General features: G+C 53.3%; 22 protein-coding genes. 13 read left to right on the forward strand and 9 right to left on the reverse strand.

What is annotated here, in order from left to right; translation table 11 throughout:
• Positions 1-47: 47 nt before the first annotated feature.
• Complete coding sequence (locus FJM65_RS19995; RefSeq protein ID WP_140623929.1) at positions 48-1,178, forward strand: trans-sulfuration enzyme family protein; 1,131 nt, start codon at positions 48-50, stop codon at positions 1,176-1,178.
• A gap of 54 nt (positions 1,179-1,232) precedes the next feature.
• Here FJM65_RS19995 and FJM65_RS20000 read toward each other — a convergent pair whose 3' ends face one another.
• Positions 1,233-1,973 (reverse strand): hypothetical protein, encoded by a 741-nt coding sequence (locus FJM65_RS20000; protein WP_140623931.1) that lies wholly within the window; start codon positions 1,971-1,973, stop codon positions 1,233-1,235.
• A gap of 116 nt (positions 1,974-2,089) precedes the next feature.
• On the opposite strand from FJM65_RS20000, the gene FJM65_RS20005 reads away from it, so the two are divergent.
• Positions 2,090-3,115: an AraC family transcriptional regulator gene (locus tag FJM65_RS20005; protein ID WP_140623933.1), complete on the forward strand. Its 1,026-nt coding sequence runs from the start codon at positions 2,090-2,092 to the stop codon at positions 3,113-3,115.
• Here the strand turns inward: FJM65_RS20005 and FJM65_RS20010 are convergent.
• Positions 3,112-4,305 (reverse strand): DegT/DnrJ/EryC1/StrS family aminotransferase, encoded by a 1,194-nt coding sequence (locus FJM65_RS20010; RefSeq protein WP_317131349.1) that lies wholly within the window; start codon positions 4,303-4,305, stop codon positions 3,112-3,114. The genes FJM65_RS20005 and FJM65_RS20010 overlap by 4 nt on opposite strands.
• A 349-nt stretch (positions 4,306-4,654) precedes the next feature.
• On the opposite strand from FJM65_RS20010, the gene ispE reads away from it, so the two are divergent.
• Positions 4,655-5,461 (forward strand): 4-(cytidine 5'-diphospho)-2-C-methyl-D-erythritol kinase, encoded by an 807-nt coding sequence (gene ispE / locus FJM65_RS20015; RefSeq protein ID WP_140623935.1) that lies wholly within the window; start codon positions 4,655-4,657, stop codon positions 5,459-5,461.
• Here ispE and FJM65_RS20020 read toward each other — a convergent pair.
• From FJM65_RS20020 to FJM65_RS20035, 4 genes are all read right to left on the reverse strand, one after another.
• Complete coding sequence (locus FJM65_RS20020; RefSeq protein ID WP_140623937.1) at positions 5,417-6,361, reverse strand: DMT family transporter; 945 nt, start codon at positions 6,359-6,361, stop codon at positions 5,417-5,419. The genes ispE and FJM65_RS20020 overlap by 45 nt on opposite strands.
• Complete coding sequence (locus FJM65_RS20025; protein ID WP_140623939.1) at positions 6,362-7,438, reverse strand: LptF/LptG family permease; 1,077 nt, start codon at positions 7,436-7,438, stop codon at positions 6,362-6,364.
• A gap of 98 nt (positions 7,439-7,536) precedes the next feature.
• Positions 7,537-8,667 (reverse strand): tRNA guanosine(34) transglycosylase Tgt, encoded by a 1,131-nt coding sequence (gene tgt, locus FJM65_RS20030; RefSeq protein ID WP_140623941.1) that lies wholly within the window; start codon positions 8,665-8,667, stop codon positions 7,537-7,539.
• Entirely contained in the window at positions 8,657-8,908 is a 252-nt protein-coding gene (locus FJM65_RS20035; RefSeq protein ID WP_140623943.1) for a hypothetical protein, read from the reverse strand. The genes tgt and FJM65_RS20035 overlap by 11 nt, the downstream gene beginning before the upstream one ends.
• Positions 8,909-9,022: 114 nt before the next feature.
• Between FJM65_RS20035 and FJM65_RS20040 the strand changes: the two genes are divergently transcribed.
• The 4 genes from FJM65_RS20040 to rsmG all read left to right on the forward strand — a co-directional run bounded on the left by FJM65_RS20040 (position 9,023) and on the right by rsmG (position 11,842).
• Positions 9,023-10,126 (forward strand): glycosyltransferase, encoded by a 1,104-nt coding sequence (locus FJM65_RS20040; RefSeq protein ID WP_140623945.1) that lies wholly within the window; start codon positions 9,023-9,025, stop codon positions 10,124-10,126.
• Positions 10,117-10,725 carry an RNA polymerase sigma factor gene (locus tag FJM65_RS20045; RefSeq protein ID WP_025609480.1) on the forward strand — a complete coding sequence of 203 codons (609 nt, stop codon included), beginning with the start codon at positions 10,117-10,119 and terminating at the stop codon, positions 10,723-10,725. Before FJM65_RS20040 ends, FJM65_RS20045 begins: the two co-directional genes overlap by 10 nt.
• Positions 10,726-10,946: 221 nt before the next feature.
• Positions 10,947-11,168 carry a hypothetical protein gene (locus tag FJM65_RS20050; protein ID WP_140623947.1) on the forward strand — a complete coding sequence of 74 codons (222 nt, stop codon included), beginning with the start codon at positions 10,947-10,949 and terminating at the stop codon, positions 11,166-11,168.
• Positions 11,169-11,209: 41 nt separating this feature from the next.
• A complete protein-coding gene (rsmG, locus tag FJM65_RS20055) occupies positions 11,210-11,842 on the forward strand; it encodes a 16S rRNA (guanine(527)-N(7))-methyltransferase RsmG (RefSeq protein ID WP_140623949.1) in 633 nt (210 codons plus the stop codon).
• A 524-nt stretch (positions 11,843-12,366) separates the two neighbouring features.
• Here the strand turns inward: rsmG and FJM65_RS20060 are convergent.
• The gene (locus FJM65_RS20060) at positions 12,367-13,320 is read right to left on the reverse strand and encodes a YheT family hydrolase (protein ID WP_140623951.1); all 954 of its coding nucleotides are present in this window, start codon (positions 13,318-13,320) and stop codon (positions 12,367-12,369) included.
• Between the two features lie 133 nt (positions 13,321-13,453).
• Between FJM65_RS20060 and FJM65_RS20065 the strand changes: the two genes are divergently transcribed.
• Together FJM65_RS20065 and rpsT are read left to right on the forward strand one after the other, a co-directional pair.
• Positions 13,454-13,885 carry a hypothetical protein gene (locus FJM65_RS20065; RefSeq protein WP_140623953.1) on the forward strand — a complete coding sequence of 144 codons (432 nt, stop codon included), beginning with the start codon at positions 13,454-13,456 and terminating at the stop codon, positions 13,883-13,885.
• A 242-nt stretch (positions 13,886-14,127) separates the two neighbouring features.
• Positions 14,128-14,385, forward strand: a complete 258-nt coding sequence (gene rpsT / locus FJM65_RS20070) for a 30S ribosomal protein S20 (protein ID WP_140623955.1) — start codon at positions 14,128-14,130, stop codon at positions 14,383-14,385.
• A 342-nt stretch (positions 14,386-14,727) separates the two neighbouring features.
• Here the strand turns inward: rpsT and pyk are convergent, their stop codons facing one another.
• Together pyk and FJM65_RS20080 are read right to left on the reverse strand one after the other, a co-directional pair.
• The gene (gene pyk / locus FJM65_RS20075; protein ID WP_140623957.1) at positions 14,728-16,155 is read right to left on the reverse strand and encodes a pyruvate kinase; all 1,428 of its coding nucleotides are present in this window, start codon (positions 16,153-16,155) and stop codon (positions 14,728-14,730) included.
• Between the two features lie 2 nt (positions 16,156-16,157).
• Positions 16,158-16,586, reverse strand: coding sequence for an IPExxxVDY family protein (locus FJM65_RS20080; protein ID WP_140623959.1), 429 nt, complete (start codon positions 16,584-16,586; stop codon positions 16,158-16,160).
• Positions 16,587-16,739: 153 nt separating this feature from the next.
• On the opposite strand from FJM65_RS20080, the gene FJM65_RS20085 reads away from it, so the two are divergent.
• The 4 genes from FJM65_RS20085 (at position 16,740) to nadE (ending at position 21,154) form a co-directional block, all read left to right on the forward strand.
• Entirely contained in the window at positions 16,740-16,976 is a 237-nt protein-coding gene (locus FJM65_RS20085; protein WP_025609494.1) for an acyl carrier protein, read from the forward strand.
• Between the two features lie 59 nt (positions 16,977-17,035).
• Positions 17,036-18,289, forward strand: a complete 1,254-nt coding sequence (gene fabF, locus FJM65_RS20090) for a beta-ketoacyl-ACP synthase II (RefSeq protein WP_140623961.1) — start codon at positions 17,036-17,038, stop codon at positions 18,287-18,289.
• On the forward strand, positions 18,289-19,029 hold the full coding sequence (gene rnc / locus FJM65_RS20095) for a ribonuclease III (RefSeq protein WP_140623963.1): 741 nt from the start codon (positions 18,289-18,291) through the stop codon (positions 19,027-19,029). The genes fabF and rnc overlap by 1 nt, the downstream gene beginning before the upstream one ends.
• Positions 19,030-19,267: 238 nt before the next feature.
• The gene (gene nadE, locus FJM65_RS20100; protein WP_140623966.1) at positions 19,268-21,154 is read left to right on the forward strand and encodes an NAD(+) synthase; all 1,887 of its coding nucleotides are present in this window, start codon (positions 19,268-19,270) and stop codon (positions 21,152-21,154) included.
• The last annotated feature ends 45 nt before the right edge of the window (positions 21,155-21,199 follow it).

Genomic DNA, 21,199 nt, shown 5'->3' on the forward strand with positions numbered 1-21,199 from the left:
ATATAAGAATTCCTCCTTACTTTTAGCCATACTTATACTTTTGCATCATGCCGAACATCCACCCGAAAACCACGCCGATCTACCAGACTTCTGTATTTACCTTTGATGACCTGAACGAGCTGGAGCTATACTTTGGGCAGCCCGGCCAGAGCTATATGTATACCCGCTACGGCAACCCCAACTCCGATGAGCTGGCGCAGGAAGTGAACAAGCTGGAAAACGGGGCAGGGGCAGTGGTTACCTCCTCGGGCATGTCGGCGATACTGGCGGCTATACTTACTGTTTGCAAGGCCGGCGACCATGTGCTGTGTGCCGAGGAGATATACGGCGGCTCGTCTACGCTGCTGGCGCAGGAGCTGACGCGCATAGGCATGGAGGTGGCGTTTGTGCCTTCGGCGGAGATGTATACTTTGGATAACCACGTGCAGCCCAACACTCGCCTGCTGCTGGCCGAAACCATGAGCAACCCGCTGCTGCAGGTGCTCGACATAGCCAGGCTGGCGCAGGAAACAAAGCGCCAAAGTATAAAGCTCGTCATCGACAATACCTTTGCCTCGCCTATACTTACCAAGCCGCTCACGTTGGGTGCCGACATCGTGATCCACAGCGTGACAAAGTACCTTTCCGGGCACAGCGACGTGACGGCTGGCGTGGTGGTTTGCAGGGAGCAGGAGGAGCTGCAGCGGGTGCAGAAGGTCATGATGGTGTATGGCCTCAACCTAAGCCCTTTTGAAGGCTGGCTGGCAGCGCGCGGCCTGAAGACGCTGCGCCTGCGCATGAAGCAGCACAGCAGCAATGCCCTGCAACTAGCCCAGTACCTGCAGCAGCACCCGAAGGTGGAGAAAGTATGGTATCCGGGCCTGGAGGAGCACCCGCAGCACGAACTGGCAAAGCAGCAAGGGCAGGGGCTGTTCGGCGGCATGCTCAGCTTTCGGATAAAAGACGAGACAGAGGCTGTGAACCGCTTTATGCGGGCGCTGCCAAGTATACCATTCGCCCCGTCTTTGGCAGGCGTGAACACTTCTATTTCCCACCCGCTGGGTACTTCCCACCGCTCCCTTACGGCGCAGCAGCAGCAAAAGCTGGGCATAACGGTGGGCGTTATCCGGTTTTCGGTGGGGATAGAGGAGCCTGAGGAGCTGATAGCAGAGCTGGAAACGGCGCTGGCACAAGTATAAAATATTGGCTGCAGAGGCTACACAACCACTTGTAGCCCCTGCCTCCAATGCCTTTTAGCGTTTCCTAAAGCCACTTAGCTCTACCTTGTACAGGTTTTTGTCAGTGTCGTGGTAGATGCTGTAAAAGTTGGGGTATACTCCCGGCGGGTCCCAGCGCTGCGGCTGTTTAATAGGGGCCGTCATATCCACATTCTCCGTAAAGAAGCTCAAGGCAACCATAGGCTCATAAAACGTTACCTTTCCATCATAAGACCCATAGATGAAGGTGTGCGTAAAAGGCTGCCCGTGTAGCTCGGGGCTGGCGCTGTCTACCCAATGCATGCCCATAAAAGGCACGGCTCCGGCTGGCACGTATCCTGCAGGCAGGTAGGCAGGGTCCGGAAAATTGTTGAACTCTTCTGTATTCTCCGGCAGAATCGCCAGCCGTTCCTGGTTGGTGATCTTATAAAAGTGGAAGTCGAAGTGCGGCACATCATAAATGCCTGGCGGCTCATGCCCCTCCGGCATGTAGTCCAGCATAATTAGTTTGGTTGGCATGGCAGGCACCGAAGCCGGCAGCGGTAAAATAACATCCTGCATTTCGTTTGGCAACGACTTCATGGCATCCTCCGATATGGCAATACCCAGCGAGATAAGCCTGCTGCCCGATACTTCGGCGTAACTTTGCGCATAGCCGCCGCCAAAGCTAACCCGCTGGCCATACCTGGTGGTCGTCATGTCAAAGTCATCGTCGTCTACGCAGCCGGAAAACACCAGCACCGACAACGAAAAGATGGTAAGGATAAGTTTTTTCATAGTTAACACAGCGCTCGTTTGGTACATAAATAAGTAAAATAATACTTAGCAAAGTAACTTTTTTGGCAACATGTGTGGGGGTTAATCCATGAGAAAAAAGAGGAGGTTGATGCCAGATGAACAGGTATACTATCTACAGCGGTTGGGTACGGGAGGTGTTGTTCAGCGTCTGCAAAACAGAAGAAGAACTGCGGAAGTTACTGAAAGTGGCGCGCCTGAAGCCGGAGGTCCTGCATATGCCTTCGGGCCAGCTCGCGCCTGAAACGGCAGAGCAGCTACTGAAGGCGGCGCAGCGGCAGGCGGGGGAGGAGTGCGTAGGGCTAGTGTGCGGGCAGAAAGCCAGCGTGCCGCTCTGGGATATAGTGGGCTGGCTGATGCAAGTCAGCCCGACCCTGGAGGTCGCTTTTGAAGGGCTTTGCCAGTACCACCGGTGCTTTTCCCACTCCATCATGTTTAGGCTGAGTGAGAGGAATGGCTGTGTTGTGCTGGAACTGCAGCCGGAGCCGGACTGGCAGGAAATGTACCCAGTATCGTGCAGGCAGGTGGTGGAGCTCAATCTGGCGGCAGCCCTGCACTTTGCCTCGGCGCAGCTGAAGCAGCCGGTAAGCCCGCAGCTGGTAACGATAAGCTTCCCTAAACCGCCCCAGCCCTGGCAGTATGAGTCGCGCCTGAAATGCCCGCTAAAGTTTGGTACCGATGTCTGCAGCATCCATTTTAAGCCACATGAGGTTAGGAGGCCTTTAGCGGGCTACAGCGCCGCCATGTATAGCCTGGCCAAAAAACTACTGGATGATATGCTGCAGCCAAATTATGATGTCACCAGTTTTATAGAGGTACTGCGAAGAGAACTGCAGGAACGGATCCGGGAGAACGGCCCCTGCACGATTGTGCCTGTGGCCGATGCGCTTTGCCTTTCGGTGCGGTCGCTGCAGCGGAGGCTGAGCCAGCAGGGCACCAGCTTTCAGAAGGAGGTGGAGGCGCAGAAAAAACAGGTGGCGCAGCGGCTCATACAGGCAAACCGCTACAACGTATCGGAAGTGGCGGGTATGCTCGGCTACAGCGATTGCAGCGCGTTCAGGAAAGCGTTTCGGAAGTGGACAGGCTATAATCCCAAAGCCTTTGCCCTGCAGCGCCAGCCTTAGCTCGGCTCCAGCAGTCGCTTCAGGTGCTTCACTACTTTATCCAGGTCTTCCTCTGTCAGGCTGCTGCCGCTGGGTAGGCAGAGGCCCCGTTCAAAGAGCCTTCCGCTGAGGTTGTTGCCCACGTAAGGGTGGTGCTCGAAAAGCGGCTGCAGGTGCATGGGCTTCCAGAGCGCGCGCGTTTCGATGTTTTCCTCCTCCAGGGCCAGGCGTATACTTTCCGGCGTGTGCGGATCGGGCAGCAGCACGGTGGTAAGCCAGCGGTTCGCGAAGCAGGCTTTCGGCTCAGCCACAAACTCCAGCCCCTCGATATGCCCCAGCTGCTGCCTGTAAACCTGAAATATGTCGCGGCGCTGCTTCATGCGCTTCTCCAGCACCTCCATTTGGCCGCGCCCAATGCCGGCGCTGATGTTGCTCATGCGGTAGTTATAGCCCATTTGGGAGTGCTGATAGTAGGGGGCCGGGTCTTTGGCCTGCGTAGACAGGAACCGCGCCTGCTCCACCAGCTGCTCCTCCTCCGAAATAAGCGCGCCGCCCCCGGAGGTCGTGATGATCTTGTTGCCGTTGAAGGAGAAAACGCCCACACGCCCAAAGGTACCCACCTGATGGCCACTGTAGCGCGAGCCCAGGGCTTCGGCGGCGTCCTCCACTACCGGTATGCCATGCTCCTCCGCAATGTTCATGATCTCCTTCATTTTGGCAGGCATGCCGTAGAGGTGCACCAGCATAATGGCTGCGGGGCGCTTGCCCAGGCGCAGGCGGTCGGTAATGGCCTCGTGCAGGGCCTCGGGGCTCATGTTCCAGGTTTCCGGCTCACTCTCCACAAACACAGGAGTCGCGCCTAAGTATAAAATGGGGTTGGCAGAGGCCACAAAGGTAAAGGTAGAGCACAGCACCTCGTCGCCGGGTTTTACGCCTACCACCTGCAGGGCCAGGTGCAGCGCGGCGGTGCCGGAGCTAAGGGCCACGGCGTGGCGGGCGTTGGTGTGCTGGCAGATGTCGTGTTCAAAGCCAGCCAGGTTAGGGCCGGCGGTGGTTACCCAATTATCCTCAATCGCTTTTAAAGCATAGTTTTTCTCGTGCCCGCCCATGTGCGGCACCGAAAGGAAGATACGTCCAGGCCTGTAAATCATATTCGTGTTGGTGAGGTGGGGGCGCTGTGGCTGCAGGTCCCCGGATTCAGATGCTATCATACGGAACAGCCGCTTTTTAGGCTGCCTCTGCTTCTAAGAGCATGTTTAAAGTTCATCCTTTGTGCTGAAAATCGCTCAAAACGGAACCCGGCTTCCTGATTTTTCTCGCCACGTAGCGCTGCTATGCGGCTCAAAAAACACTTCGCCAGAACCCATCTTGAACAATTTTCGCTTACAAAAACGAAATTTAAACAAGCTCTAAAAGGCACTGTGTTCCTGTGGATTAATATACAGGTTTTCTACAAAGAATAACAGTTTTGTCCTATACTTTTTCAGAAAGGCCGGCGCTGCTGCAGCCTTTTCAGCGTAAATTCATAGATTGCAACCTTTAAACGCAACCTGTCAGACGATGCTAGACTTCCCGAACGCCAAAATAAACCTGGGCCTGTACATTACCGAAAAGCGGCCAGACGGCTTTCATAACCTGCAGTCGTGCTTTTACCCGGTGCGCTGGTGCGATGCGCTGGAGGTGGTGCCAGCAGAGAAACTGCAGTTTGGCATGACCGGTCTGCCGGTGCCGGGCAACCCGGACTCAAACCTGTGCCTAAAGGCGTACAACCTGCTGCAGCAGGACTACAACCTGCCGCCGGTGCACCTGCACCTGCACAAGGTGATACCCATGGGCGCCGGCCTGGGCGGAGGCTCTTCGGATGCCTCTTTCACGCTTCGCCTTTTAAGCCAGTTGTTTGAGCTGAACCTGCCTGCCGATACGTTGGAAAGTTATGCCCGCCAACTGGGCTCTGACTGCGCTTTTTTTGTGCAGAACAAGCCGGTTATCGCTACGGAGCGCGGCGACGTGTTCGAGCAGATCGACCTGAACCTGAGCGGTTATACTTGTGTGGTGGTGTACCCGGGCCTCCATATTACCACCGCCGAGGCCTACGGAAGTATAAAGCCTCAAAAAGCAACCTGCGACATGCCCATGCTGCTGAAACAGGACGTGGAAGTATGGCGCGAGGTGCTGAAGAATGATTTTGAGGAGGCCCTTTTTCCGAAGTACCCGGAGCTGCCGCAGCTAAAGGAAAAGCTATATGGGTCAGGTGCCGCCTATGCCTCCATGACGGGCTCAGGCTCGGCGGTGTACGGCATTTTTAAAGAAGCGCCCGCTGGCTTAGTCTTTCCCGCTCACTACGCTGTCTGGCAGGGGCTGCTGTAGGCGTTTTCTGCGGCGTTTGTCCAGCGTTTCCAGCACGGGGTAAATAAACACGCTGAGCAGGATAACGGCGGCCCCCACGTAAAAACCGCGCGACATCTGCTCGCCCTCATTAAAGATAAACCAGGCCAGCACAATGCCATACACCGGCTCCAGGTTCACGGTCAGGTTTACAGTATAGGCCGAGATGCGCTGCATCAGGCGCACAGAGGCAGTGTAGGCATACACGGTACAAGCCAGCGCCAGCACCAGCAGGTACACCCAATCCATACTTGTAAGGGCAAAGTTCAGGCTGCCGCCCTCTGCCAGGTAAGCAGTATAAACCGGAAAGAACAGCACCGTGCCCAGGCAGGCGCCGGCCATCTCGTACATGGTGATGGTAGTGGAGGGTATCTTCTTTACCAGGTTGGCGTTCAGGATGGTGAAGATGGAGCCGAGCAGCGCCGCCCCAATGGCCATGCTGATGCCCAGCACGCTGTCGAAGCTGGTTTCGTGCTGGAAGATGATGTACAGGCCCATGATCACGAGCAGGGCCAGGAAAATCTCGTGTGGCTTAATTTTACCCTTGTTAAAGAGAGGCTCCAGAAAGGCTGTCCAGAGGCTGCAGGTAGCCAGGCCCACCAAGGTGATAGACACTGATGCCACCCGGGCCGCCGCAAAGAACAGGATCCAGTGCGCTGCAATCACAAAACCGATCAGCACGAGTTGCAGGGCTATTTTACGGCCCATCCAGAGCGGTGCGCCGCGGCGGTACACAATGGCGGCCAGGGCCAGCGCTGTAATAAGAGTGCGCAGCGCCACCAGTTCCACTGCCGGAATGGTGATGAGTTTGCCAAGTATGGCCGTAAATCCCCACAGGAAAATAACGAAGTGGAGCTCCAGAAAGTCTTTGAAACGTGGCATCTAGCGCGGTACGTAACGGTACAATAAAAAACCTATGCCTGTAAATACGATGGTCGGAATCCAGGCGGCAATCTGGGGCGCAATATCGCCCACCTGTGCCAGGCTCCGGCTCGTGATCACGAAAATGATAAAGATGAAGGCCAGCAAAAAGCCCAGCGCGATCTGGAAGCCCACGCCACCGCGCGCCTTGCGGGCGCTCACGATCACGCCGATCACGGTAAGTATAACGATGGCAAACGGGTAGCTGAAGCGCTCATACTTCTCTATCAGGTAAATCTCGATGTCATCGGCGCCGCGCGATACCTTCTCTTTGATATAATCGTTGAGCTGCGGCAGCGTCAGGGTCTGCTCCAACTTGTAGGTGCTCTCAAAGTCCTTTGGCCACAGGTTAAGCGTGGTATCCAGGTTAGCGCCCTTGTAAATAGTTTCCTTTTCGCCGTCGAAGGTGCGTAGCGTGTACTGGTTGATGTGCCACTTCTCTTTCTCATCGTCCCAGGAGATGCTGCTGGCGCTCAGCTTCTGGCTTAGGTCCGTGTCTGTTATTTTCTCCAGGGCAAAGTTGTAGCCTATGTGTGCCGAGTTGTTGTAGCTCTCCATGTACACATAAGTCTCCGGCCCGATCTTGATGTGGATGTTGCGGCTGTCGTAGGTGAAGGGGCTCTTGATATACTTTACCTCAAAAGCCACCCGCTCCTTGTTCGCCAGGGGGTTTACCCACCCGATCAGCACAAAGATCATAGCCCCGATAAGCGAGGAGCCCATGATGTAAGGCACCAGAAACCGCCGGAAGCTAACGCCGCTGCTCAGGATGGCTACAATCTCGGTATGCGAGGCCAGCTTGGCCGTAACGAAAACCGTGGCGATAAACACCGTGATCGGGCTAAGCATGTTGGCGTAAAAAGGCACCAGGTTGAGAAAATAATCGAATATGATCTCGTGCACGCTTGGGTTTGTCTTGATGAAGTCGTCGTTCTTCTCCGTGAAGTCAATCACCAGAATAACGGCCACCAGGATCAGCACCGTGAACACGTAGGCGCTCAGGAATTTCTTAAGTATGTACTTGTCGAGGAGCTTCAACTTGAGTTAGTTTAAGAGTTTAGGAGTTAAAGAGTTTAAGAGTTGGAACCTACAGAGAATTTAACTCTCTAACTCCCAAACTCCACAACTCTCTGACTCTACAAACGTGTCATCAATTTCTTTACCATCACATCTTTCCAGTCGCGGAAAGTTCCGTTGAGGATGTGCTGGCGGGCCTGCTTTACCAGCCACAGGAAAAACGTGAGGTTATGCACGCTGGCAATCTGGCCGGCCAGGTACTCGCCGCTGTGGATGAGGTGGCGTAGGTAGGCCTTGGTATAAAAAGTGCTCACGTAGCCGCCCAGTTCCGCGTCTATCGGGCTGAAGTCATCGGCCCACTTCTTGTTTTTGATGTTGATGATGCCCTGCGTGGTGAACAGCATGCCGTTGCGGGCATTGCGCGTCGGCAGCACGCAGTCGAACATATCCACACCCAAGGCGATGTTTTCCAGAATATTGGCTGGCGTGCCCACGCCCATCAGGTAACGCGGCTTGTCCTTGGGCAGGATGTCGCACACGATGTCGGTCATCTCATACATCATCTCCGCCGGCTCGCCTACCGAGAGGCCGCCGATGGCGTTGCCCTCGCGGCCGAAGCTGGCGATGGTCTCCGCCGACTGTATGCGAAGGTCTTTGTAGGTGCTGCCCTGCACGATCGGGAAGAGCGTTTGGCTGTAGCCATACTTTGGCTCGGTGCTATCGAAGCGGTCTACGCAGCGCTGCAGCCAGCGGTGCGTGCGCTCCATGGAGTGCTTGGCGTAAGTGTGGTCGCAAGGGTAGGGGGTGCACTCGTCGAAGGCCATGATGATGTCGGCGCCAATAATGCGCTGCGTGTCCATCACGTTCTCCGGAGTGAAGTTAAGCGTGGAGCCGTCGATGTGCGACTTGAACTTTACGCCCTCCTCCTTGATCTTGCGCGTGCCGGCCAGCGAGAAAACCTGGTAGCCGCCGCTGTCGGTCAGTATGGGCCGGTCCCAGCCGTTGAACTTGTGCAGGCCGCCTGCCTGCTCCAGCACCTCCAGGCCCGGGCGCAGGTACAAATGGTAGGTATTGCCAAGTATGATCTCGGCTTTTACGTCTTCTTTCAGCTCGCGCTGGTGCACTGCCTTTACGGTGCCGGCCGTGCCCACGGGCATAAAGATGGGCGTTTCGATGGCACCGTGGTCGGTTTGCACCACCCCGGCGCGGGCTTTGGACTGTGGGTCTGTGGCTACTAGGTTAAACTGCATGGTTGTATGGTTGCCGGCGCATCATCTTGCAAAAACAACACCAAATGCCGGCCCGCCCTTTAAGAGCTTCTGTTTCTTTTAGTTCTGTAGAATCTATACTTAACCGGCAAAGATACGAACTACGCCCGCACAAACCATAGCCTTCGGGCAGCGTAAGGCTAAAAATCATACTTTGCGGTGCAATTTGTGCATGCTTAAACTGGGCTGGCAGCATTTCTAGCGCAAAGCCGAATATTATCATACTTTAAAAGCCGCACATGCTTCCTTAATGGCTGTAGTTTGCCTAATTTTGAAAGGGAAACCGGGTGCGGGAATGCTTTGCGGTATTGAGCCACCCAACAATCAGTAATTAAATTTGGTAACACTTATACTCCTTGGTGCACTGGCGCTTTGTGTGCTGGTGCAGTTATACTTCTCTTTTTTTAGATTTCTGCCCCTGAGCAAGCACCAGGACCCGGAGCCTGACGTGCCTAGGCCGGTGTCGGTGATTGTGGCCGCGCATAACGAGCAGGACAACCTGTTTGAGCTGCTGCCCCAGCTGCTGGACCAGGACTACCCAGAGTTTGAGGTGGTGCTGGTAAACGACCGCTCTGATGACGACACGGAGTTTTACACGTTTGAGCTGGAGCGGCAGTACCCGAACTTTAGGGTAGTAACCGTAAAAAAGACGCCCGAGTACCTGAACCCGAAGAAGTATGCGCTGGCGCTGGGCATACGCGCGGCTAAGTATGAGCACCTGCTTTTTACCGATGCCGACTGCCGCCCCTGCAGCCCCATCTGGATAAAGAAAATGCAGGCAGGCTATAAAAACGGGGCAGAAGTGGTACTAGGTTATTCTCCGTATGCACAATTAAAAGGATTTCTAAATCACCTTATCCGCTATGAAACCTTACTGACCGGAATTCAGTATTTGTCTCAAGCAAACGCGGGTCGCGCGTATATGGGCGTTGGCCGAAACTTATCTTACACCAAGAGTTGTTTCTTTAAAAACAAAGGGTTTGCATCTCATATCAAGTTAACAGGCGGCGACGATGATCTTTTTGTCCGCGATGCCGCCAACAATAGTGAAGTTAGTATTGTTATCGACAAGGAGGCGCAGACTGCCAGCATTCCCAAAAAGACGTTTCGGGAGTGGGTCGTTCAGAAAAGAAGGCATTTATCAGTCGGGGGGCGCTATAGGGCAGCAGACAGAAGAAGGATTGGGGCTTTTGTAGGAGCGAATGTACTTTTTTACATACTTTTCTTTATTCTTCTTGTTCTAAATAGCCATTTCGCTATATTAGGAGCGCTTGCAGGCGTTCGTTACCTAACGGTCTTTCCGGTGTATCTGGCGGCCGCCCGCAGGCTCGACGAAAAGATATCCTTGCTGCTGATGCCCGTGCTGGACCTGGTTTACTTTGTAAACTACTTGTTCCTTGGGATATCCGTGGTACTGTATAAAAAAATCAGATGGAAGTAAACAAACAATTCTCTGCGAAAGCAAAGCACGACTTTAAATTAATTCAGGCAGCGGTAGAAGAGAACGATGAGAAGGCCTATGCCGAGCTCATGAGCATCTACAAGAAGCCTGTGTACCACGTGGTGCTTAAAATGGTGCGCAACGCCGACGACGCGGAGGACCTGACAATAGAGGCTTTTGCCAAGGCATTTAAAAACCTGCACAAGTTTAACCCCGAGTACGCTTTTAGTACCTGGCTGTTCCGTATCGCCACCAACAACTGCATCGACTTTATCCGCAAGAACAGGATCAAGACCATGTCGATCGACTCGGCCATTAAAATCGACAATGGCGACGAGATCACGATCGACTTTAAGGACAAGAACCTGAACCCGCAGGAGGAGGCGATCAAGAACCAGAAGATCGAGATCATGCAGTACGTGGTGGCCAAACTGCCCGAGAAGTACCAGCGCCTGGTTACGCTGCGCTACTTTAACGAGCTAAGCTACGAGGAGATCGCCACGGAGCTGAACGCCCCGCTCGGCACGGTAAAAGCACAGCTGCACCGCGCCCGCGAGCTGCTCTATGACATGGTGAAGAACAAGAAGCACCTCATTTAAATGTTGGATAGTTGATTGTTAAATAGTCAAGATGGGGAACCGCAGCTTCGTGAGTTTGCAGCCCAACAATCAGCAACTAACAATAAACAAGTGATTAAATTAAGGTTAATATATTGATTACGTTAGAAGCCCCTGTTGCCCGTAAGCAGCAGGGGCTTCGTTCTTTTGCGGCACATCCCGTACTTATTTTATACTTTTGCACTGCATACGTTATACTTCAGATGAAAGCGACTTCGGGCGACAGGCTGCTGGAAAAGATGGGCAAGCTATACCTGCACTGGCGTTTGCGCCACCCCGAAAAGGTGCAGCGCGAGCTACGGGTAAAGTATGAGGGGCGCTACCGCAACGCCGGCCTGGTGCTGCTCTTCGACCTGCTGATGGCCCTGGCCGTAGTTGTTGTGGTAGCCATAGTTGCGGCTGTTTTATACTTTGTGGCCAAGTAGCCCATGCATCGTTAATCATTCAAAATTAGAAATAAGATCATATGACCGCCATCCGTACCCTGCTTTCCGGTTACTTTCCGGAGCTTACCGAAGACCAGTTGCAGAAGTATGAGCACATGGGCGAGCTGTACCAGGAGTGGAACCAGAAAATAAACGTGATCTCGCGCAAGGACATGGACCAGATCGGCCTGCACCACATCCTGCACTCGCTGGGCATTGCCAAGGTGGTAGCTTTTCCGGAGCATACTTCGGTGATGGACGTGGGCACTGGAGGCGGTTTGCCGGGTTTGCCATTGGCGGTGATGTTCCCGGAGGTGAAGTTCCACCTGGTGGACTCCATTGGCAAGAAGATACACGTGGTAAACGAGATTGCCCGCGAGCTGCACCTGCAGAACGTGACGGCCAGCCATACTCGCGCCGAGCAGGTGCGCGACAAGTATGATTTCGTTGTGAGCCGCGCCGTTACCCGCCTGGCTAATTTTTGGCCCTGGGTGATGAACAGCTTCAAGAAGACGGGGCTGGAGCAGGAAGGGCTGTACTATCTGAAAGGCGGTGACCTGCAGGAAGAGCTGGCGGAGTCCGGCCTCATCACTAAAACCTTTGACCTGCAAGATTATTTTAACGAAGATTTCTTTGAGACGAAGAAGGTGGTATACGTGCCGCTGAGGAAGTAAGGTGTTTTAGGTGTTTACCTAATTAATTTGAGGATGTAATCTTGCAGCGGCGGGGCCAACTGCCTTTCTCCCGAAATAGATTCGGGATCTGCGGGTGAGTTTACAGCAGAAGTATAATCCCACCCCTTAGAGCTACGCTCGCTACCTTCGAACTCCCGTTCTCGATAGTCCAGAGGAGGGGAAACTTACCCCGCGTCAAGTCTCTCCTTTTATCGAGGGCCCCTACCCCAAGGCGAGACCTCCCGGCCTTGAGGGCACCAAAGCTTGAAATGAAACTATGAGCTAGTAAAACTAAGGAGGAACGGTAGCTAGTAAGGAAAGCCTAGTTGTGGGAAGCAGCGGCTACGAAGTATAAAGGCACCCCGAAAGCCTTCGGGGCGCCAGCGAAGGCAGAAGGTTCGGCTAAAGTATAAAAGGCGCCCCGAATTGCTCTAGGACTTACAGCTTACGCTAGAATAGGCTACTGAAGTAAGCCTGGCTAATTCGATCTATAACAATCAATAGGAAGCAATCAACAATTAAAATCACTTCCCCTCCAGAATAAACCGCAGCGCCCGCTCTTCGGAGTAGTAGCGGTCTTTCCTGAAGTCCTCGGCAAAGCCAACGTGCCCGCCTTCCTCGGGCATCTCCATGTAAAAGTATGGGTTTTTCTCCGCCTCCTGCACAGGGTAGCACTCCTTGGAAAGGAAGGGGTCGTTCTCGGCGTTTACCAGTAGCGTTGGCACCTGTATACTTTCCAGAAACTGCCTGGAGCTGACGCGGGTGTAGTATTCCTCCGCATTTTTAAAGCCATGGATAGGGGCGGTAAAGCGGTCGTCAAACTCAGGGAAGCTCCAGGACACACTGTAGTCCGTCAGGTCCAACTCGTCGGGGAACATCTGGCGCTTCTGCTCCAGCTTCTCGCCTAGAGTTTTTAGGAAGCGCTGCGTGTAAATGCGGGAAATCTTCTGTGCAGAGCCCTTCAAGTCTACGGGTGTAGAGAAAGCTACCGCGCGCTTTACCTGCACCGGCACCAGTTGCGGGTCCTCACCCAGGTATTTAAGGGTGATGTTGCCGCCGGCGCTAAAGCCCACCAGGTACACATTTTTATACAACCCTGTCGCCAAGGCGTGACGCAGCACGAAATCCAGGTCATCAGTGGCGCCAAGATGATAGGAGCGGAGCAGCTTGTTGGGCTCGCCGCTGCAGCTGCGGTAGTTCCAGGCCAGCGCGTCCACGCCCTCCGCGTTAAAGGCCTTTACCATGCCCGTTATGTATGGCCTGCCCGTGTCGCCCTCCAGTCCGTGCGAGAGCACCAGCAGCGAGTCGGAGCCTACCCGCGACCAGTCTATATCTATAAAGTCATCATCGGGGGTGAAAAGACGCTCCCGCTCGTACAGCACACCTTCCACTTGCCTGAAAAGGCTGGGGATGATGGTCTGCAGGTGCCCGTTAAACAAGTAAAAAGGCGCCCTATGCTTGGATGATAGAAGTGGCATAGCGGTAAAGAACTTATACTTGGTTATTTATAAATACGATAAAATCAGGAAAAAGGGCCATTAGGGGCAGGGTATATATCAATATTGTATTTTAGCCCGTATAAGAGGCTAAACTAACAATAACATTAGAACTATGGAAATTGGATCAAAAATTAAAACGATAGGTTTAGCGCTTGCATTGGGCACGTTTATGTTTGCCTGTAACCAGGAGGCGCAGAATGAGACGAACGAAGAGGTAAACGAGGCCCAGGCAGAGATGAACGAGGCTAACGATGAGATGAACAACGAGATGGACAACTCTTACAACGACTTTGAGGCGTGGGTAAACACCAATACCGAGCGTGCTGAAACCGTGACAGCCGATGAGTACCGTGAGATGCGCGCCGAGTATAAGCGTCGCGAAGCCGAGATGGAGGCCGAGTCTGCTGACTGGGATGATGAAACCCGCCAGGCTTGGGAGAACACGAAGGCAGAGTGGAACGAGTTTGAGAACAAGGTGCAGGAGCGCCTGGGCGATATTGACGATGTAGACGTTGATGTAGACGTGAAGAAGGATAACGAATAAGCTTGAGGCTTTAAAGCTGAAAAGCCGCTGCAGTTAGATCTGCAGCGGCTTTTTTATTTTTGGAGCTTTTGGTGCGCCCATACTTTGCCCGATTGTTAGGTAAACCCACTGAAATCATTACCTTTGTAGTTAAACCCGGGTGTAATTTTTTGCCTGCAGTGTTTTGGAAATTAGTTGCAAAGGGTTTACCTTTGCAAACTCATTCAGAAAAAGCATCAGAAGATTTAATACTATAGAATAACATGGCTAACCACAAGTCGGCACTTAAGAGAATCAGAGCGAACAACGCTAAACGTCTTCGTAACAGATACCAGGCGAAAACTACTCGTACTTTCATCAAGAAGCTGAAAACCACAACTGACAAGGCCGAGGCGCAGGAACTGTATAAGACGGTTTCTTCTATGATTGACCGTTTGGCTAAGAAAAACATCATCCACAAAAACAAAGCGGCTAACAACAAGTCTAAACTGGCTAAGTTTGTTAACACCATCGCTGCCTAGTTTTTAGCGGAACTATATTTACGGGAGCCCTGCACTACCATGTGCAGGGCTTTTGTGTTTGTGCCTGTTTTTAAAGTATAAATTGCGGGGGAGGCCTCTGGGTCGCCTCGTGCACCCTGCGCAAGTATAATACCCATGTCAATTAGTTCGTGCGCAGTATCTTTTACAAATCTATAGGCAGATTCCCCTCCTCGGAGGGGTTAGGGGTGGGTTCTAGGCTGTTGGTAAACTGTGTTTCCAATCCATACGCATTATTCAATCGATATTGCTATAAACCAGCAGCAAGAAAAGCGCCTGGAGCTTCGGCTCCAGGCGCTTTTAAATTTAGTGGACTAAAAGTGGTTAGGCCACGCTTAGTTTGATCATGTTGGTACGCTTCTGCTCGTTTATAGGCATGCTGGCCGTGTTGATGAACACATCGCCTTTCTTCAGGTAAGCGCCATCCAGCAGGGTCTGCTTGATGTCGTTGATCGTTTGGTCCGTAGACACTAACTTATCATAGTAGAAGCCGCGCACGCCCCACACCAGGTTCAGGGTGTTCAGCAGGCGGTGGTTTCCGGTAAAGATGAAGATGTCAGCTTGTGGGCGGTACTTGGCCAGCTGAAACGCTGTGTAACCCGACTTGGTCATGCCGATGATGGCTTTGGCGTTGGTATCGCGGGCCAGGCTGCAGGCATTGGCTACCAGGCTGTCGCTCAGGAACGTTTCGGAGTCCGGGTTTGGCTGGAACGTTCTGTGAAATACATTGGCGTGCTCCTCCACCATGCGGATGGTAAGCGTCATGGAGCGGATCGTTTCCACGGGGTAGGCGCCAACAGCCGTCTCAGCGCTCAGCATCAGGCAGTGAGCACCGTCCAGCACCGCGTTGGCTACGTCGTTTGTCTCGGCGCGGGTAGGGCGCGGGTTCACGATCATGCTCTCCATCATCTGCGTGGCCACAATAACCGGCTTGGCTGCCTGGTTGCACTTCTCAACCAGCATCTTCTGGATCATCGGCACACGCTCCATGCCCACTTCCACGCCCAGGTCGCCGCGGGCCACCATAATAGCGTCTGTGGCTGCAATGATCTCGTCAATATTCTCGATGGCCTCCGGCTTCTCTATCTTAGCGATCACGCGGGTGTCTTTGCCGCGCTCTTTTATAATGCGCTTAATCTCGTGGATGTCCTCAACTTTGCGTACAAACGAGAGGGCTACCCACTCCACGTCGTTGTCCAGGCCAAAGTGCAGGTCTTCAACGTCTTTCTCGGTAAGCGATGGGGCGGACACCTTGGAGTGCGGCAGGTTGATGCCTTTGCGGGGCTTCACGATGCCGCCGTAGATCACTTCTGTCTCCACCTCCAGTTCCCTGTCCGTAGAGATCACTTTAAGCTCCAGCTTACCGTCGTCCAGCAGAATAGAGTCACCCGCTTTCACATCTTTAGCCAGACCGGTGTAAATGGTGGAAAGCCTGTCGGCGGTGCTGACAGAGCCGTCGCAAACCAGTTTAATGCGTTGTCCCTCTACAATCTCTACGCTGCCGTTCTCCACCTCGCCCAGCCTTATTTTCGGACCCTGGAGGTCCTGCACCAGGCAGATGTTGGTGTTGTGTTGGCGGTTAATCTCGCGCACGTTGTCTATTACCTTCTTGTGCGCCTCGTAGGCACCATGCGAGAAGTTGAGACGGAATGCATTCACACCCTCCTGCACGAGGGCCAGCAGGCGCTCATAGGAGTCAGAGGCTGGCCCTACAGTGGCCAGAACTTTGGTCTTGTTAAAAATAATATCCATACTTAGAAAATCAGGTTCTCCTTAAATTTTAATGTGAGCGGGTCAAACTGTTTTACGTACTGCACCAGCGGCGACTGCAGCAGTTTCCTGCTGAGTTCGTGCGGGTGTAGCTGCTGCAAAGCCCCGGTTATCTGCAGCACGTAATCATATTCTTTAATGTCTGGCAGCAAAAAAGGTTTCTTTAGCGTTGGGCTGCCAAGTGCTCTGTTGCGGAAGAGCCGCACCTCGCTATGCTCGCTGATGTGCTGGAAATTAGCGATCAGCAGGCGGTCCCGGCCTGCCAGGTCGTAGCAAAGGTCCCGCTGCCGCGAAAGGCGCAGGTCCAGCAGCCGATTGAGCGCCCAGGCTAACTTATAATCTTTAACAGACGTAACCAAGCCATAAACGTCAAAGCTATAGTCGTACTCTATTTGCAGGCGGTGCGTTTTCATGTTTCAGATCGAAATGCTAAAATAAGAACCTCTGCCTGTAATTCGGAGCGTAAGGTATAAAACTTTTGTTATGCTGCGAATAGAGTAATTTTTTTTGACATTGTCTGTTAAAAGCTATTTCTTTGCACAGTGTTTTAATTAACTATAAGAAAAATGTCAGAAATCGCAGAAAAAGTAAAAGCTATCATCATCGATAAGCTTGGTGTTGAAGAGTCAGAGGTTACTCCTGAGGCTAGCTTCACAAATGACCTGGGCGCTGATTCACTGGATACAGTTGAGCTTATCATGGAATTCGAGAAAGAGTTCAACGTGTCTATTCCAGATGATCAGGCTGAAAACATTTCTACTGTAGGTCAAGCTGTTAGCTACCTGGAAGAGCACGCGAAGTAATATACCCCTTCCTTTAGTTTATCAAGAAATTCTACTATCTATCCCTCTACTAACAGCTTATGGAGCTTAAGAGAGTCGTAGTTACTGGGCTAGGCGCACTCACGCCACTTGGAAATACCGTTTCGGAATATTGGAACGGTCTGATCAATGGCGTGAGTGGCGCTGCACCTATCACGCGCTTTGATGCGAGTAAGTTTAAAACGCAGTTTGCCTGCGAAGTAAAAGGGTACGATCCGGAAAAATACTTTGAGAGAAAAGAGGCCCGCAAGATGGACCTCTTCTCCCAATTTGCCATGGTGGCTGCCGAAGAAGCCGTTACCGATGCAAACTTAACTGAAGGAGGGTATAGCCCTGACCGTATTGGGGTAATATGGGGCTCTGGCATTGGAGGGCTTCGTACCTTCCAGGAAGAGTGCGTGAACTTTGCCCATGGCGACGGCACGCCCCGTTTTAACCCTTTCTTTATCCCGAAGATGATCGCCGACATCAGTGCCGGCCACATCTCCATGAAGTATGGCTTCCGCGGGCCTAACTTCGTTACCGTTTCTGCGTGCGCGTCCGCTACAAACGCCATCATCGACTCGTTTAACTATATCCGCCTGGGTATGGCCGATGCGATCGTGACGGGCGGTTCTGAGGCTGCCGTAACAGAGGCTGGTATCGGAGGCTTTAACGCCCTGAAAGCCCTTTCAGAGCGCAACGACTCTCCGGAGACCGCTTCCCGCCCGTTCGACGCTGACCGCGACGGTTTTGTGCTGGGCGAGGGTGCCGGCGCTCTTATTCTGGAAGAGTATGAGCACGCCAAAGCGCGTGGCGCTAAAATCTACGCCGAAATTATAGGCGGCGGCATGTCTGCCGACGCTTACCACATGACGGCCCCGCATCCGGAAGGCCTTGGCGCCCTGAACGTGATGAAAAACGTGCTGCGCGACGCCAATATCAAGCCGGAGGAAGTAGACTACATCAACGTACACGGTACCTCCACGCCGCTTGGCGACATCAGCGAGGTGAAAGCGATTGAGTCTGTGTTTGGAGAGCACGCTTACAAGCTGAACATCAGCTCTACCAAGTCTATGACAGGCCACCTGCTGGGTGCCGCCGGTGCCATAGAAGCCATCGCTTCTATCATGGCTGTGCGCAACAACATCGTGCCGCCAACCATTAACCACTTCACCGATGATGAGAACATCGACAACCGCCTGAACTTTACGTTTAACAAGGCGCAGGAGCGGGAGGTGAAGGTTGCCCTGAGCAATACCTTTGGGTTTGGTGGCCACAATACCTCTGTTATATTCCGTCAATTGAACGATTAGTGTTTGGGCCTTTTAAACCAGTTCGGCGCGCTTACCACCGTATATTTAATAAAGACAAAGTCTTAGTACGCGCCATCGCTGGCATTATTGGCAGTACCCCGGATAACCTGCGACTGTACAAGCTCGCCCTGACGCACACGTCCTTTGCCCGGCAGACCGCTGCCGGCAAGCACGAGACCAATGAGCGCCTGGAGTTTCTGGGAGATGCGGTGCTGGGTGCCGTGGTAGCTGAACTGCTGTTCAAGAAATTTCCCTACGAAGACGAAGGCTTCCTGACCGAAATACGCTCACGCATCGTGAACCGGGAGTCGCTGAACCACATTGCCCTGAAGATTGGGTTAAACCTGCTGGTGAAGGTGGATAGCTCGAACCACAGCATGCGGCACAAATCGGTGAACGGCAACGCGCTGGAGGCACTGGTGGGCGCTATTTACCTGGACAAAGGCTATAACACCACCCGCCATTTCATCCTTGGCAAGCTGGTAAAGCCGCACGTGGACCTGCACCAACTGGTAAATACCACGGCCAACTTCAAAAGCAAGCTAATAGAGTGGGCGCAGAGCCAGAACCTGGAGATACGTTTCGACATCATCAAGCGGAAGCAGCAGGGCAACACCACTGAGTTCACCTCCGAAGTATACATTGATGACAAGCCGATTGCCATCGGCGTAGGCCTCTCCAAGAAAAAAGCAGATCAGGCTGCCGCCGAGAAGGGGCTCGACTTCCTGAAGATTACCTAGAGACTTGTAATATAGTATCCGCTTTTGGCTGTGAAGTATACTTTACGGCCTTTTTTGGTTTATACCTTTGCGAGCCAATAGCGGCATGTAATTATACTTAGTTGCAGCTTTTAGGAAGTATGTATACCTGACAATTCTGGGGCCACAGCTAGCCTCCCGCAACAATTTAACAATGCAGCAATTGAACAATTAGCTAGATGAACTAACTTGCCTCTGCATACATGCGTTATAAACCACTATGAAAGAGACGAGACTACAGTTGGCAGCGGCCGCCCTGAACCAGACGCCTATGGATTGGGCCGGTAACCTGCAGAACATCCAGACTGCCATTTCGGAGGCAAAAAAGAACAATACGCACATTTTACTTCTGCCAGAGCTTTGCATCACCGGCTACGGCTGCGAGGATATGTTCCTGAGCCCCTGGCTATCGGAGGAGGCTTTTGAGCACCTGCTGCAGGTAAAGGAGTGGTGCGACGGCATCACGGTGGCTGTCGGGTTGCCTGTTTTTCTGAACAAGAGCGTGTATAACACGGCCTGCGTCATCAAGAATAAAGAGATAATCGGTTTTACGGCCAAGCAGTTTCTGGCCAACGATGGGGTGCATTACGAGCCGCGTTGGTTTACGCCCTGGCCCGCCAACGAGGTGCAGGAGTTTGAGATGCTGGGGCAGAAGTATAAAATTGGTGATATTATTTATGAGGAGCAGGGCGTAAAGTATGCCTTTGAGATTTGCGAGGATGCGTGGCGGCCAAACCGCCCTGCTGAGCGGCACATGCCCAAAGGCGTGCAACTTATACTTAACCCAAGCGCCAGCCACTTTGCCCTGAGCAAAACCGATGTGCGCTATAGATTGGTAGTAGACGCATCTAAAAAGTACCAGTGCGCCTACATGTATGCCAACCTGCTGGGCAACGAGGCGGGCAAGATGATCTACGATGGCGAGGTGCTGATTGCGCAGAACGGGAAACTGATCCGCAGAAATGAGCTGCTGTGCTTTAAGGATGTGGACATGGAGTGCGCCGAAGTATGTTTCTCGGAGAAGCCGGAGATTGCGGAAGTGATAGAGTACCTGCCCCCGATAGACGAGAACAAAGAGGTGATGGCTGCGCTGAGCCTGGCCCTGTTCGACTACATGCGCAAGAGCCGCAGCCGTGGCTTTGTGCTGTCTTTGAGCGGCGGCGCGGATTCCTCGCTGTGCGCGGTGGCCGTGGCAGAGATGGTGCGCCGCGGTGTGGAAAGCATTGGCGTGGAGGCATTTATGGAAAAAGCGCTGCTGTTTTCGGGAGAAGAGAAGGCGCAGTGGCGGCAGCTGCCGCAGGCGGAGGCGCAAAAGGTCATGGTGGGCAAGATATTGACTTGCGCCTACCAAGGCACCATAAACTCCTCTGACGATACCTATACTTCGGCAAAAGAACTGGCCGACTCCATCGGGGCCACCTTCTACAACTGGACGATTGACGAAGAGGTGCGGGGCTATACTTCCAAAATTGAGCATGCCCTTGGGCGCGCGCTCACCTGGCAGCACGACGACGTAACGCTGCAAAACATACAGGCCCGCGTGCGCGCCCCGGCTATCTGGATGCTGGCAAACATTAAGTATGCGCTGCTGCTGGCTACCTCCAACCGCAGTGAGGCCTCTGTGGGCTATGCCACCATGGATGGCGACACTGCCGGCAGTATCTCCCCGATTGCAGGCATTGATAAGGCTTTTATCCGGCAGTTGCTGCTGTGGGTGCAGCAGGAGCTAGGCTACACAGGCTTGCAATACGTGAACAACCTGCAGCCAAGCGCGGAACTGCGGCCGCTGGAGCAGGCGCAAACCGATGAAAAGGACCTGATGCCCTACGAGGTGCTGAACCAGATAGAGCGGCTGGCCTTTCACGACCGTTACTCGCCGGAAGAGGTATACAGCATCCTGCTGGAGCAGCAAGTGGCCACGCCGGAGTTGCTGAAGGCATGGATTACGAAGTTTTACAGCCTCTGGAGCCGCAACCAATGGAAACGTGAGCGCTACGCACCGGCCTTCCACCTGGATGATTACAACGTGGACCCACGCAGCTGGCTGCGCTTCCCGATCCTGAGCGGCGGCTTTAAAGAAGAATTGCAGCGGGTGCAGGCAAAGTAAAGTATAACTCACCATCAGAGAGGCGTTGCCACAACAGGCAGCGCC

The organism is Pontibacter mangrovi (genome assembly GCF_006385705.1).
Lineage (GTDB): Bacteria > Bacteroidota > Bacteroidia > Cytophagales > Hymenobacteraceae > Pontibacter > Pontibacter mangrovi.